This is a genomic window from Limibacter armeniacum, assembly GCF_036880985.1.
In the GTDB taxonomy this organism is placed as follows: Bacteria; Bacteroidota; Bacteroidia; order Cytophagales; family Flammeovirgaceae; genus Limibacter; species Limibacter armeniacum.
Genome location: NZ_JBAJNO010000009.1, coordinates 2806927 through 2820779, shown reverse-complemented (window position 1 = coordinate 2820779; position 13853 = coordinate 2806927). Strand labels below are relative to the sequence as shown.

Here is a 13853-nt window from a genome sequence, read left to right as displayed (position 1 = left end):
ACCTTTCTTTTCCGTCTTGCGGTCTCCCTTGTCCTGTTTCTCGTCTGAAACTTGAAGGGAATACCCGGAAAATGAGGTGGAGGATATCGGAGTCGAACCGATGACCTCCTGCGTGCAAAGCAGGCGCTCTAGCCAGCTGAGCTAATCCCCCGGTCATCTAATCTCAAGGATTGTTTTGAGTGACTTGGACAGTGTTCACGCCGTACAACCAGCGGCACAGGCGCCTTCCCCTACAACTGCAGGGACGGTCTCCAGAAAGGAGGTGTTCCAGCCGCACCTTCCGGTACGGCTACCTTGTTACGACTTAGCCCCAGTCGCTGGTTTTGCCCTTGAGAGCTCCTGTTACGGCCACCCTCTTCAGGCCCACCCAACTCCCATGGCTTGACGGGCGGTGTGTACAAGGTCCGGGAACGTATTCACCGCGTCATTGCTGATACGCGATTACTAGCGATTCCAGCTTCACGCAGCCGAGTTGCAGGCTGCGATCCGAACTGAGATAGGGTTTTTGGGATTCGCTTCATGTCGCCATGTCGCTGCCCTCTGTCCCTACCATTGTAGCACGTGTGTAGCCCTGGGCGTAAGGGCCATGATGACCTGACGTCGTCCCCGCCTTCCTCTCTGCTTGCGCAGGCAGTTCCTCCAGAGTCCCCGGCTTTACCCGATGGTAACTGAAGGTAGGGGTTGCGCTCGTTGCGGGACTTAACCCAACACCTCACGGCACGAGCTGACGACGGCCATGCAGCACCTTCCCATCCGTCCGAAGAAAGATCTATCTCTAGACCTGTCGAATGGGATTCGAGCCCAGGTAAGGTTCCTCGCGTATCATCGAATTAAACCACATGCTCCACCGCTTGTGCGGACCCCCGTCAATTCCTTTGAGTTTCACTGTTGCCAGCGTACTCCCCAGGTGGAAGACTTATCACTTTCGCTTGGGCACCCACCCCGAAGGGCAGACACCTAGTCTTCATCGTTTACGGCGCGGACTACCAGGGTATCTAATCCTGTTCGCTCCCCGCGCTTTCGTACCTGAGCGTCAGTTACCGGCCAGTAGGCTGCCTTCGCTTTCGGTGTTCCTCCCCATATCTGTGCATTTCACCGCTACATGGGGAATTCCGCCTACCTCTCCGGTACTCAAGTCTGCCAGTATCAATGGCACTTTCACAGTTGAGCTGTGAACTTTCACCACTGACTTAACAGACCGCCTGCGTACCCTTTAAACCCAATAATTCCGGACAACGCTTGCACCCTCCGTATTACCGCGGCTGCTGGCACGGAGTTAGCCGGTGCTTATTCATAGGGTACCGTCAGAGCAGGGCGCACCCCACTTGTTCTTCCCCTATAAAAGAGCTTTACGACCCGAGGGCCTTCTTCGCTCACGCGGCATGGCTGGGTCAGGCTTGCGCCCATTGCCCAATATTCCCTACTGCTGCCTCCCGTAGGAGTCTGGTCCGTGTCTCAGTACCAGTGTGGGGGATCATCCTCTCAGAACCCCTACTGATCGTGGCCTTGGTGGGCCGTTACCCCGCCAACTAGCTAATCAGACGCATGCCCATCCGCTGCCGGATCGCTCCTTTAACTATTCACCCATGCAGGTAAACAGTGCTACGGGGCATTAATCCGGATTTCTCCGGGCTATTCCCCTGCAGCGGGCAGGTTGCATACGCGTTACGCACCCGTGCGCCGGTCTCAGGCTCCCCGAAGGAAACCCTACCCCGCGACTTGCATGTATTAGGCCTGCCGCTAGCGTTCATCCTGAGCCAGGATCAAACTCTCCATTGTAAGAGATTGTTGACTTGGGCTGCCCCTTGAAAGGAACAGCTCCAATTGTCGTCGTGTTTTCTGACCTGTCTCCTGCTTTTCAATTGTTGGAATTGACGCTTGTGCTTGTCTTGTCGTACTTGTTTTGCGTGATCGAAATAAAACCCTAAAGCTTTATCTCTTACCACTGTCCTAAATCCTCTCAAAGAACTTTTCAAAATCCAACTTCTTGGACTTTTCCGTGGACCCTTCCGGAACCTTTTCGCTTGAAGCGGCTGCAAAGGTAAGAAAACCTTCACCAAAACTCCAAGACTTTTCTTTATTTTTTATTTCCGAACCGTTAGCTCGAAAACCTTCCCGAAAGAAGCGGATGCAAAGGTAAAACCTTTTCCCCGTTATTTGCAAGCAACATTGTGAATTAATTTTCACTTATCCATTGTCGCTGTCAGGAAGCATTATTGCCGCTCCCGTTGGAGTGGCTGGCCGCTGCGGGTGTTTCCCGTTTTGCGGAGTGCAAAGGTAGAAAAACATTCCGTTAACACAAGATTAATAATAGGATTTTAAATAGGAGTGATCAGTGTTACCTGATTATCAATGTATTTAATTTCAAATACTCAACATTTCTTTAAACTTGACCGCTTGCCTTCTAGATATTTCGACACTTTCACCATTCTTCAACTTAACCATCAAGCCTCCATTAAACCATGGTTCTATCTTATCTATCCACCTGAGGTTAATGATATACTTTCTGCTTGCTCTAAAAAAAGCTTTATCATCTAACTTTTCATCCAATGCATTTAGAGAACGATGAATTAGCGGTGTTTCTCCTTCAAAATACACCTTTACATAATTTCCTTCCGACTCAAACATCCTGATATCCGAAAGTTGAACAAACCAACAACGCTCTCCATCTTTAACAAACACCCTGTCCCCTTCTTTTAATCTATCTTCAGGACTGTTAGGCTTGCTTTCGAGTTGTCCTCTTAATTTTTCTATACAAGCATCTAAGCGTTTTGGTTCAATAGGCTTTAGTAAATAATCTAGTGCATTCGTCTCAAATGCCTTTATAGCATATTCATCATAGGCTGTAGCAAAAACTACTAAAGGTGTACGAGGTAACATCTCAAGCAACTCAAACGCTGATTTGCCAGGCATCTGAATATCTAGAAAAATCACCTCAGGGTTTAAGGCTATAATTTTATCAAAGGCTTCATCCACGTTGTTTGCTTCATCTACAACTTCAACATCGTCATACTTTGCTAATAAAGATCTCATCCCTGAACGAGCAAGCCTTTCATCATCAATTATAATTACCCTCATATGATTTAATATTCGAAGAATTTTCCGCTAACCACTTTATACACTAAATTTCGGTCAGGTTTTTTCTATTAATTTGAAGTAAGTTTCACCTAAATAGGTTTTAACAAAGATATAATAAAAAATATCTCATACATTATTGTGTTATAAAGAGTGTATTCAATTGTATTATTACCATACTTTACTGATAAAAAGAATACAATTGGAGTAATTACCCATTTTTAGAGTCAACATTGATGCATCTAGTAACTAAGAATATATACCCCGTAATACTTTTGCTTGTAACAAGTGTTTTATTCAATGCTTGTACTTTTAAACAAAGTATTCTGTTCAAGACAAATAATGATATAAACCCAAACGCATTTGAGTTTTCAGTAAATCAAGCGACACAAAACTACTTGGTAGACTGTAATGACCATTTGGCTATCTCTGTATTTACTAACAAAGGTGAGCGCCTTATTGATCCTAATAAAGAGTTTCAGGTAAGCGCTCCTCTAACCAATGTTAGTCAGTCGAACAGAAATCAACAATTACAACAAAACAGAGAGGACTTCAATAGTATCACCCAACTTCCAATCATGGAAAACTCTGCTACACCATCAGTATATGTAGTTGATGGTGAAGGATACGTAAACCTTCCCCTTATTGGACGTAAGCAAGTAAAAGGGCTTACTCTCAATGAAGTTGATGACCTTTTAGCATCTGAGTACAAGCAGTATTACCTTGAACCTTTTGTAATTAGTCAATATGTCAATAAAAGGGTGCTCGTTATGGGGGCCTTGGGTGAGAAAGTTGTTCCGATCAGGAATGAAAACATGACCGTCATTGAGGTTATCACAATAGTAGGTGGTGTATTACAAAACGGAAAAGCGAATAATATTAGGCACATCAGACCTGACCCTGTTGAAGGGTTTAAGCAAGCAAGTGTTCAGGTTATAGATCTAACTACTATAGATGGGTTACGTAAGGCAAATATTAACGTTAGCCCCAATGATGTTATATATATAGAGCCTCGCAGAAAACTGGATTCCCAAAACCTAAGAGATGTAACATCTATTATTGGTGCTGTTACTTCTTCTATTACTGGCGTTGTTTCTCTCTATTTGCTTATTAATCAAATTGGCAACTAATGAACACGCAGTCAAGCTGTGGTTATTTTTAGTATGCTACTTATATAAATACGTTTTCAGTATATGTCTGAACATACGAATTCCCCAAATCCTGACATTGAGACTTATCAAACCAACAGTGATTTTGATATCGACAAGTTCAAGTTTGTCTTGTCGAAAAATTTCCTGTGGGTTATCCTTATATTCATAATATCTCTAATAGGTGCATATCTATATCTTAGATGGACACCAAATGTATATCGTGCTTACTCTATCATTAAACTGGAAGTTCGCAGTTCAAAAAGCTTTTTGAATGATGAATATAGCTTCTTCAATGATATGGGATATGAATCAGTCAATATGGCTGGTGAAATGGAGCTACTAAAGTCAGACATTATGTACGAAGGTGTAATGGACTCCCTTAACTTAAGGGTTAGCTATTACACTCTTGGGGAAGTAATGGACACTGAACTGTTTAACAGCGGTCCATTTGAAGTTACGACCCATCAAGTTTTAAACCCTGCCGTTTATGGCATTCCGTTTATAGTTGAAGTCATTGACAAGGACTCTTATTTCCTATCCTATGAAGTAAACTATAAGACGATAGGACAGCGCCTCAGTTTTGGAGAGTTACATAACCTCACAGATCTTCAGCTGTCACTAAAGCTCCGTACACCTTCTGTTGACATCATACCGCAACAAAAGTATAAGTTTGTATTAAATACATCCCAACAGATCAAAACCTATTTGGCTAAAAACCTTGTAGTGAATGTAGATAATCGCAAAGCCAATACACTCATCACAAACTTTGAAGCTACCAATAAAGAGAAAGCGACTGCTATTGTTCGAGCTTTCAATCAAAACTATATAGAAAAGACACTCTCCAATAAAAACCTGGTTCATCAACGCTCCTTGGAGTACCTCAACAATCAGCTTCGGATGATTAAAGACTCTCTAGGGAAATATGAAGGGAATTATAAGGCTTATACAACCATAGACCATTTCTCTGAGCTGAGTGATCAAGCTGAAATTGTGGAGCAGATCCGAGAAATGGAAAGGGGGAAAATACAGCTTCAGAACGCTTTCCAAAATTATGAGCATTTAGGCAAACTGATCGATGCAGATTCAAGCGCTATCTACTTAGAGGCGATTGCTACCATTTTGGAAGACTCACAACTTATCGAGATCATCAGTGAACTTCGAACTATAGAGGAGCGAATGGAACGGATTAACCAATCCTACACCAACGAAACAGTTGCTCAGGCACAACACCGTGAGTTTATAGCCAAGGCTGAAGAAAGGCTTAATGAAGTTGTTAAGTTCAGGACTACTTTATTAGAAAAAGAGATACAAGAACAGAGCTTTAAAATTCAGGCTTTACAAAAACGGTTTTACCAGAATATTGGTGGAGACCCTGTACTGAAGAAAATCAATAAGAACCTCGCTATCTACGAGGAAATGGCTTCCATGATCACCAGCAAGATTATTGAAGTCAATATTGCAAAAGCAGGAACCGTAGAAGATTTCCGAATTATCGCCCCTCCTACTGCCATTCCTGTACCTGTCTCACCTGTACCTCTTAAAGTATTTGGTATAGGAGGAGCTCTTGGTGTATTGCTTTCTGTAATGCTTGTGATGTTACGTTATGTACTACAAAACAAAATCTATAGCACCAAGCAAATAGAACGCAAGACCAACATTCCAATTTTGGGAGTTATTCCAAAATACGATAAGCAGCAGATGCAGTTTTCTCAGCTGATTGTACACAAAAATCCTAAGTCTTCTATTAGTGAAGCTTTCAGATCCATCAGGACAAACCTTGACTTTATGGTAACCACTAATAACTCTGAGAAACGAGTTATCTCTGTTACCTCAACAGTCAGTGGGGAAGGCAAGACTTTTGTATCTACAAACCTAGCTGGTGTAATTGCCCTTTCAGGGAAGAAGGTAGTCATACTTGACCTTGACTTAAGGAAACCTAAAGTGCACTTGGCTTTTGGTGGGAATAACCTAGATGGCATTTCTTCTCTACTTATCAACAAAGCAAGTATTGAAGACTGTCTCAACGATACTGCAATTGATACATTAAAGTATATTACGGCTGGTCCAGTACCGCCAAATCCTTCGGAACTGATTATGTCTGAACGTTTTGAGGAATTATTAACAAAACTTCAGGAGCAGTTTGATGTTATAGTAATTGACACACCTCCAGCAGGTTTAGTTACAGATAGCATTATTGCAATGAAATATGTAACCTTACCTATTTACATCATGAGAGCCGAATACTCAAAGGTCAGCTTTATTGAGAATGTCAATTACCTGTTCAATTCTAAAAAGTTCAAGAACCTTTCAGTCATTCTAAACTCTGTTCCTACTAAAGCCCGCTACGGAGGCTATGGATATGGAGGGTACGGCTATGGAGGACTCAACTACAGTGGCTATTATAGTTTTGATAAACATTATGGTGCTGGCTACTACGAGGATGATAAGGAGGAAAAGAATAGCAGTGTTATGGCTAAGCTGCTTAATAAAGTGTTTCGTAAATAGCCACAGCATCAAGTAAGAAGGTTAAGATATGCTATTTTCATTTTTTAAAAAGAAGAGTAAAAAAGAACCAAAGGTTTATGAAAACATCACACCTCTAACTGTGGATGTTCACTCTCACCTGCTACCCGGCATTGATGACGGTGCAGAAACAATTGAGGATAGCCTTGAAATGCTTTCAAAGTTTGCCCAATACGGGTATCGGAAAATGATTCTGACACCTCACATCATGATGGACTTCTATCAGAATACTCCTGAAATAATCATGAAACAATTGGACTTACTTCGGGAAGCTGCCCTAAAAAAGGGTATTGATATAGAACTTGAAGCTGCAGCTGAATATTACTTGGATGAAGGTCTGATTGAAAAGCTGGAAAACGAAGAGCCTCTACTTACATTCGGAAATCGTTATTTGCTTTTCGAGATGTCTTACATGAACCCAAGCAAGTGGCTAGACAAGGCTGTCTTCATGATGCAATCTCAAGGTTATAAACCTGTATTGGCTCACCCTGAACGCTATACTTACCTTTCTAGAAACTATTCCGAATTACTAGAACTGAAAGAAAAAGGTGTACATTTGCAGGTTAATACACTCTCCCTGATGGGATATTATTCTAAAGTGTCACAAAATATTGCCGAAAAACTGATTGACGACCGGGTTGTTTCCTTTATAGGCAGCGATTGTCACAAGCTTAAACATGCTGACCGTCTTCAAGAGGCTCAAGCATTGCGCTATTACAATAAGGCGTTATCGCTCAACTTGCTCAATAATTCACTTTAAGTCATACGCCTGACCAATAGCCTCCCTTAAATCAATTCAGTTAAAACCTTTTAAATACTTAACGAATTGCAATACTTCATTACCGGATGCACTGGCTTTATTGGAAGTCATATCGCTCAAAAAATTATAGACAGTGGAGGCAAAATTAAAGCACTGAAAAGAGAAAATAGTGACTTGTCCTCTCTTGGAAGTCTTGCTGAGCAAATAGAGTGGACGGATGTCAACATAATGGATCCGAACAACTTGCAGGAAGCGATGCAAGGCACCGATATTGTAATCCATGCAGCAGCCACAGTTTCTTTTAACCCTGCTCAAAAGGAAAACATGTTCAAGACCAACGTACAGGGCACTGCCAATATAGTCAATGCTTCGTTGGAACTTGGTATTAAGAAGTTTTGCCATATCAGTTCGATTGCCGCTATTGGCTCTTCTGAACACACTTTGGAACTAGATGAAACCAACAAATGGGTAAATGATGACCTTACATCTCCTTATTCTGAGTCAAAGTACTTAGCAGAGCAAGAAGTTTGGAGAGGAATAGCCGAAGGATTGGAAGCTGTAATTGTTAACCCGTCTGTAGTTTTGGGTGTTGGTGATTGGCAAAGAAGTAGTGTAAAAGTGTTTAACTATATTACCGAAAACCCTCCTTATTACCCTTCTGGTTTACTGAACTATGTTGATGTAAGGGATGTTTCTGAGATAGTTTTAAAGCTGATTCAAAGCAATACGACAGGCGAAAGATTTATCCTAAATGCTGAAGCGATTCCGTATAGGAAGGCGTTTTCTATTATGGCTAAACACTTGGGAGCCAAGGCTCCAAACAAAAAGCTTCCATTATTGTTAGCTAAAGTATTAGTAAAAATAGAGGCGTTCAGAGCATGGATGGCTAATAAAGAACCTAAAATAACGGACGACCTTATCAGATCTACTGCCAAGAAATATTACTACAGCAATCAACGTATAAAGCACAAATTTGGGTATGAGTTCCGAAAACTAGAAGATACCATGCAGTGGGTTGGAAAACACTACAATAATACCTGAATTTTATTATATTTTGAGAGCAAGAACTTACTGCTCTGCACTGAATGTCTTTTAAACCATCTTATATCATACGTTAATGGCGGATTTTCACAACAAAGAACTTAATGATGCGCTTGTCCGGTTCGAAAAGATGCTAAAAGAAAACCGCAACCAGTTTTTTGACCTGCATGTATTCGAGGACATGATTGAGTACTACATTACCAATGCCAAGGCAGAGGAAGCACTCAAGGTATGTATCGTGGCCAACAATCAGTATCCCTACTCAGTGGAAATCCTGGTTCACAAAGCACGTACACTCACTTTTATGGGGCAGTTCAAAGAAGCATTTAACGTAATTGAAGTTGCTGAGAGCATTCAACCTTATGAGTTTGATGTGCTCTTCTGTAAAGCTTCGCTGTTGTCAGCACTCAACAATTACGAAGATGCTGTCGCATATTATGAGAAAGCCCTTACCCTAGCAGAAGACAAAGCCGAAGTACTTTACTGTATTGGCTTTACTTATCAATCATACAACAAATACGAAAGAGCCATTGAATACTATCAATCAGCATTGTTAGAAGATATTACACATGAAGATGCTGTTCACGAAATGTCTTTCTCTCTCAACCAGATTGAAAAACAGACAGAAGGCATTGAGTTTTTCCAACAGTTTATTGATGAAGACCCATACAATGCCTACGCATGGTACAACATGGGCATCATATATAGTGGCACAGGTCAGGACACTGAAGCTTTGAATGCTTATGAATATGCCACACTGATTGATGAAACCATTTCATCGGCCTATTTCAATATGGGGCACTGCTATATGAATATGGAGGATTACCCTAGTGCTTTCCGCTCTTATCTTAACACGCTGGAGCATGAAGGCCCGAATGCAGAGGTATACTGTCATATTGCAGCTGCTACTGAGAAAATGGAGGATTATAACGTTGCCCTAAAGTACTACAAAAAGGCAACTGACCTTGACAAGGACTATGATGAAGCATGGTTTGGAGGAGGAGAATGCCTCAGACAGCTGGATAAATACATGGAGGCTGTGCATTACCTATCTCAAGCCACGCAACTGAACCAGTTTAAGGATGAATATTGGTTAGCACTTGCCCAAGCCGAAGGTGCATTAGGAAATATTAACGCTGCGTTGGATGCTTACAAATCAGCCTCCAACCTCAACCCTGCCAATGCTGAGGTATGGCTTAACTGGGCTGAAGCGCTCAAGGATAATGACAAGTTGACACAAGCAGCAGAGTTGATAGAAGATGCGATCGATGAATTGCCTGAATCCGCTGACTTGCTTTATCGTGCAACTGCCTATAGCTTACTTATTGGTAACCTTGACAAAGCCTGTGAATACCTTGAACAAGCCTTGACATTGGACAGAGAAAAGCATATTCAGCTATTTGAATATTTTCCTGAAGTTGAAATGCAGAAAGCCTTGCAGAAAATGATTCAGCATTTCTCTGACTGATCGATTTTCAATGAGATATAAAGCTTTAAAGCTGCTTATGTTTTCCCATAACATTAGCAGCTTTTTTTATTGTACTTCACCTATAATATCCTCAAGTTATTATAAATCAGACTATCTATTACATGGCTATTTATATATATATTCACATATTTTATTTGAAAATGATTATTTAGATTGATTTCTTTGTACTCGTTTTTCTTGGGTCATTCCATGTAGCCATACAGTTTTGACTGAGGAGGGAAATGTTTTTTACACATACTATGCGTAAGTACTTATACTAAATTTCACACTCAAAACAATTAAAGATGAACTACGTCCTTGAAAATATTCCGGAAAGAGCGTTGAAGCCTCGTGAGAAAGGACTGACCATGGTCATGGACAAAGGGTTGTCTCTAAGAGAGGTCGAGGATGTTTTGGAAACTTCTGGAGATTACATTGACATTGTTAAGCTGGGATGGGCTACTTCATATGTTTATCCAAAACTCGAAGAGAAAATCAAAATATACAAGGATGCCGGTATTAGTGTTTACTTTGGCGGAACACTCTTTGAAGCATTCGTAGTAAGAAACCAATTTGATGATTACAGAAGAGTACTTGACAAGTTTGGACTTGAGCTTGCTGAAGTTTCAGACGGTTCACTTGAAATGCCACATGATATAAAATGCCAATATATCAGACAGCTTTCAGAACAAGTTACTGTACTTTCTGAAGTTGGATCCAAGGATGCTGAAAAAATCATTCCTCCTTACAAATGGATTCAACTAATGACTGATGAGCTTAGCGCTGGTGCGTGGAAAGTAATCGGTGAAGCTCGTGAAAGTGGAAATGTTGGGCTTTTCAGATCTTCAGGTGAGGTAAGAACTGGTTTGGTTGATGAAATCCTGACACAGATTCCTTATGAAAAGATCATTTGGGAGGCTCCTCAAAAAGCACAACAAGTTTGGTTTATCAAACTAATGGGCTCAAACGTTAACCTTGGCAATATTGCTCCTAATGAAGTTATTCCATTAGAAACAATCAGACTCGGTCTAAGAGGTGATACATTTGATCACTTCCTCAACAACGAGTGGAAGTAAATAAAAAAATCCGTAATTGGTGATTGAGCTTAAATGCTTCACCAGTTACGGATTCTTTTTTTATCAGCAGTTTAAGTAATGATTAGAAGTGCTTTTTCACATCTTCCAATACACCTTTAAACTCATCCAGTTTTACCATGTTTGGTCCATCTGAAAGCGCCTCTGCTGGGTTACGGTGAGTTTCAAAGAAGAATCCTCTTACGCCAACCGCTGCTGCTGCTTTAGCAAAATAAGGAGCGAAAGCACTGTTTCCTCCACTTTTAGCACCTGCTCCACCCGGCTTCTGACAAGAATGAGTTACGTCCATTACTACTGGGTACCCAAACTCCTGCATCTCGATAATGTCGCGGAAGTCCACTACAAGGTCATTATTTCCAAATGATTTACCACGCTCTGTCAACATCACCTGATGGTTACCAGTTGTTTCAACCTTCTTAGCAGGATGAATCATGTCTTTTCCAGACAGGAATTGCGCTTTCTTGATATTGACAATCTTGCCTGTTTTCCCTGCCTCAACCAATAGGTCTGTTTGACGGCAAAGGAATGCAGGAATCTGTAAGATATCTACTACTTCAGCTACAGGAGCTGCCTGTGAAGCTTCGTGAATGTCTGTCGTAACAGGCAAGTCAAATGTATCCTTAACCTTTTGCAAGATTCTCAAACCTTCTTCAAGTCCTGGTCCTCTGTATGAATCTACCGACGTACGGTTTGCCTTATCAAAAGACGCTTTGAAGATATAAGTCAGATTGAGCTCCTCCATCATCTTCTTTAGCGTTTCAGCCAAATCCATGATCATCGCTTCATTCTCAATCACACACGGTCCTGATATGATAAAAGGTCCCGATTTCAGTTTATCGTATAAAGTCATTATCGTAATGAATTAGTGTTCTTTACTTAAGTGCTGCAAAGTTATCATCTCACACATCATCCCCCAATACTTTGTTACATATTCTGCATTTGCAGGTTCAGCAGGTTATTGTAAATCCCTCCTTGCTTGTCAGCCAGTTCATTGTGCGCACCCATCTCTACAATTTGTCCATTATCCAGCACACAAATCTTATCTACTTCTCTGATCGTTGTCAGTCTGTGTGCAATAATGATAGTTGTTCTTCCCTCCATCAATACATTCAGCGCATCCTGTACCAGTTTTTCTGACTCAGCATCCAATGAACTGGTTGCTTCATCAAGAATCAGGATAGCAGGATCTTTCAATATCGCTCTTGCTATGGCGATTCTTTGGCGTTGTCCTCCAGACAGTTTCACTCCTCGTTCACCAACCAAAGTATCAAGTCCTTCAGGGAAACTCATGATAAAATCATAGGCATTTGCTTTCTGTGCCGCCTCTATGATTTCTGACTCCGAAGCACCTGGCTTACCATAGGCTATATTCTCACGAATAGTTCCTCCGAACAAGATCACTTCTTGAGGAACAATACCAATATTACTTCTATAAGCTATCAAGTCGTAGCCAGCTATATCCTCACCGTCTACTTTAATGCTTCCACCATTGAGGTCATAGAATCGAAGTAATGTCTGCACCATTGTAGATTTACCAGCTCCACTAGCTCCTACAAATGCTACTTTTTCTCCTGCGCCTATTTCCAGATTCACTCCTTTCAACACTTCAATCTCATCCCTTGTCGGATAAGCAAAACGTACATTTTCATATAAAATGTTTCCTTTCAGTGGAAGTGCAGCTACCTCTTCATTGATTTCGTATTCAGTTGCCTCATCCAAGATCTCCTGTACCCTATCAGAAGCGCCAACTCCTTTCTGTAACTTACCATAGATATCACCCAAGCCCGCAATTGAGCCTCCGATAAACATGGTATAAATAATGAATGAGAAAAGGTCTCCTATTTTAATGGCTCCTTCACTTACCAAAGTAGTACCATACCAAAGCACGAGTACAATACCTCCGAAAAGACCAAAAATAATAAAAGAGACAAATGCCCCTCTAAAGGTGGCTGTTCTCAATGCGATCTTCACGACATTCTGTAAAGAGTTACTGTAACGGTTAATCTCAAACAACTCATTGGTAAAAGCCTTTACCACACTAACAGACTGTAACATTTCCTCTACAATCACATTGGTACTTGCTAACTCATCCTGCGTATTCTTTGATAGCTTACGGATAGACTTACCAAACACCAATGCCACCACTACAAGAACAGGGAAAGTCAGGAGCATAAATGCCGTTAGTTGAAAGTTCTTGAAGAACAGAATCGACACCCCAAAAACCAGAATGGATACTTGCCTGAACAATTCAGCCAAAGTTGTTGAGAATGTATCCTGAAGCAGGGACACATCAGCTGTAATACGGCTAAACAATTCTCCTGCTCTGCGCTTATCAAAAAATGCCATCGGCAGGCTGATATATTTTCTGTAAAGTGCCTCTCTCAAGTCTGCCATTGCATGCTCCGTAACTTGTGCGAAAAAGAGGATGCGGAAAAATGAAAATATACTCTGAACAGCAAATACAGCCACCAAAGCCAACGCTATCTGATTAATGCTTTCTAGCCAACTGTTGTCATTTACACCAACTGCTGCATTTACCAATTCACCAGTAAAATATGGGAATGCCAGCAATACCGTACTAGAAAAGAATAGACATATCATGCCCGCCACAAAATAGCCTTTGTAGGGAGCCATAAACCGGAAGATTCCTAACAGTCTCTTTAAACTGCCTCCATCCAACTTTTTTTTCTTTTCTGTAGCCTGCTGTTTGCTTGCCATCTTTCTGAACAATGCCATAGTAT

Annotated in this window: 9 protein-coding genes, 1 tRNA gene and 1 rRNA gene; 6 read left to right on the top strand and 5 right to left on the bottom strand. The window is 41.3% G+C overall.

Annotated elements, in window-relative coordinates:
• Positions 1 to 77: 77 nt before the first annotated feature.
• From V6R21_RS29480 to V6R21_RS29470, 3 genes are all read right to left on the bottom strand, one after another.
• Positions 78 to 151: transfer RNA gene (locus V6R21_RS29480), tRNA-Ala, on the bottom strand.
• Positions 152 to 255: 104 nt separating this feature from the next.
• Positions 256 to 1779, bottom strand: a 16S ribosomal RNA gene (locus V6R21_RS29475).
• 585 nt (positions 1780 to 2364) lie between these two features.
• Positions 2365 to 3078 carry a LytR/AlgR family response regulator transcription factor gene (locus tag V6R21_RS29470; protein WP_334247090.1) on the bottom strand — a complete coding sequence of 238 codons (714 nt, stop codon included), beginning with the start codon at positions 3076 to 3078 and terminating at the stop codon, positions 2365 to 2367.
• Between the two features lie 272 nt (positions 3079 to 3350).
• Between V6R21_RS29470 and V6R21_RS29465 the strand changes: the two genes are divergently transcribed.
• From V6R21_RS29465 to V6R21_RS29440, 6 genes are all read left to right on the top strand, one after another.
• Positions 3351 to 4205 (top strand): polysaccharide biosynthesis/export family protein, encoded by an 855-nt coding sequence (locus tag V6R21_RS29465; protein ID WP_334247089.1) that lies wholly within the window; start codon positions 3351 to 3353, stop codon positions 4203 to 4205.
• Positions 4206 to 4268: 63 nt separating this feature from the next.
• Positions 4269 to 6731 carry a polysaccharide biosynthesis tyrosine autokinase gene (locus V6R21_RS29460; RefSeq protein WP_334247088.1) on the top strand — a complete coding sequence of 821 codons (2463 nt, stop codon included), beginning with the start codon at positions 4269 to 4271 and terminating at the stop codon, positions 6729 to 6731.
• A gap of 28 nt (positions 6732 to 6759) precedes the next feature.
• Positions 6760 to 7509, top strand: coding sequence for a tyrosine-protein phosphatase (locus V6R21_RS29455; protein ID WP_334247087.1), 750 nt, complete (start codon positions 6760 to 6762; stop codon positions 7507 to 7509).
• 66 nt (positions 7510 to 7575) lie between these two features.
• Positions 7576 to 8550: an NAD-dependent epimerase/dehydratase family protein gene (locus V6R21_RS29450; protein WP_334247086.1), complete on the top strand. Its 975-nt coding sequence runs from the start codon at positions 7576 to 7578 to the stop codon at positions 8548 to 8550.
• Positions 8551 to 8626: 76 nt separating this feature from the next.
• Positions 8627 to 10018: a tetratricopeptide repeat protein gene (locus V6R21_RS29445; RefSeq protein ID WP_334247085.1), complete on the top strand. Its 1392-nt coding sequence runs from the start codon at positions 8627 to 8629 to the stop codon at positions 10016 to 10018.
• A gap of 305 nt (positions 10019 to 10323) precedes the next feature.
• Complete coding sequence (locus V6R21_RS29440) at positions 10324 to 11094, top strand: phosphosulfolactate synthase (protein WP_334247084.1); 771 nt, start codon at positions 10324 to 10326, stop codon at positions 11092 to 11094.
• Positions 11095 to 11176: 82 nt separating this feature from the next.
• Here V6R21_RS29440 and kdsA read toward each other — a convergent pair whose 3' ends face one another.
• Positions 11177 to 11962 carry a 3-deoxy-8-phosphooctulonate synthase gene (gene kdsA, locus V6R21_RS29435; protein WP_334247083.1) on the bottom strand — a complete coding sequence of 262 codons (786 nt, stop codon included), beginning with the start codon at positions 11960 to 11962 and terminating at the stop codon, positions 11177 to 11179.
• Between the two features lie 74 nt (positions 11963 to 12036).
• Positions 12037 to 13848, bottom strand: a complete 1812-nt coding sequence (locus V6R21_RS29430; protein WP_334247082.1) for an ABC transporter ATP-binding protein — start codon at positions 13846 to 13848, stop codon at positions 12037 to 12039.
• Positions 13849 to 13853: the final 5 nt, after the last annotated feature.

What these genes read in the sequence shown, in the direction of transcription:
- kdsA (WP_334247083.1), bottom strand. Translation starts at nt 11,962, where the DNA reads ATGACTTTATACGATAAACTGAAATCGGGACCTTTTATCATATCAGGA.
- V6R21_RS29460 (WP_334247088.1), top strand. Translation starts at nt 4,269, where the DNA reads ATGTCTGAACATACGAATTCCCCAAATCCTGACATTGAGACTTATCAA.
- V6R21_RS29470 (WP_334247090.1), bottom strand. Translation starts at nt 3,078, where the DNA reads ATGAGGGTAATTATAATTGATGATGAAAGGCTTGCTCGTTCAGGGATG.
- V6R21_RS29430 (WP_334247082.1), bottom strand. Translation starts at nt 13,848, where the DNA reads ATGGCATTGTTCAGAAAGATGGCAAGCAAACAGCAGGCTACAGAAAAG.
- V6R21_RS29440 (WP_334247084.1), top strand. Translation starts at nt 10,324, where the DNA reads ATGAACTACGTCCTTGAAAATATTCCGGAAAGAGCGTTGAAGCCTCGT.
- V6R21_RS29455 (WP_334247087.1), top strand. Translation starts at nt 6,760, where the DNA reads ATGCTATTTTCATTTTTTAAAAAGAAGAGTAAAAAAGAACCAAAGGTT.
- V6R21_RS29445 (WP_334247085.1), top strand. Translation starts at nt 8,627, where the DNA reads ATGGCGGATTTTCACAACAAAGAACTTAATGATGCGCTTGTCCGGTTC.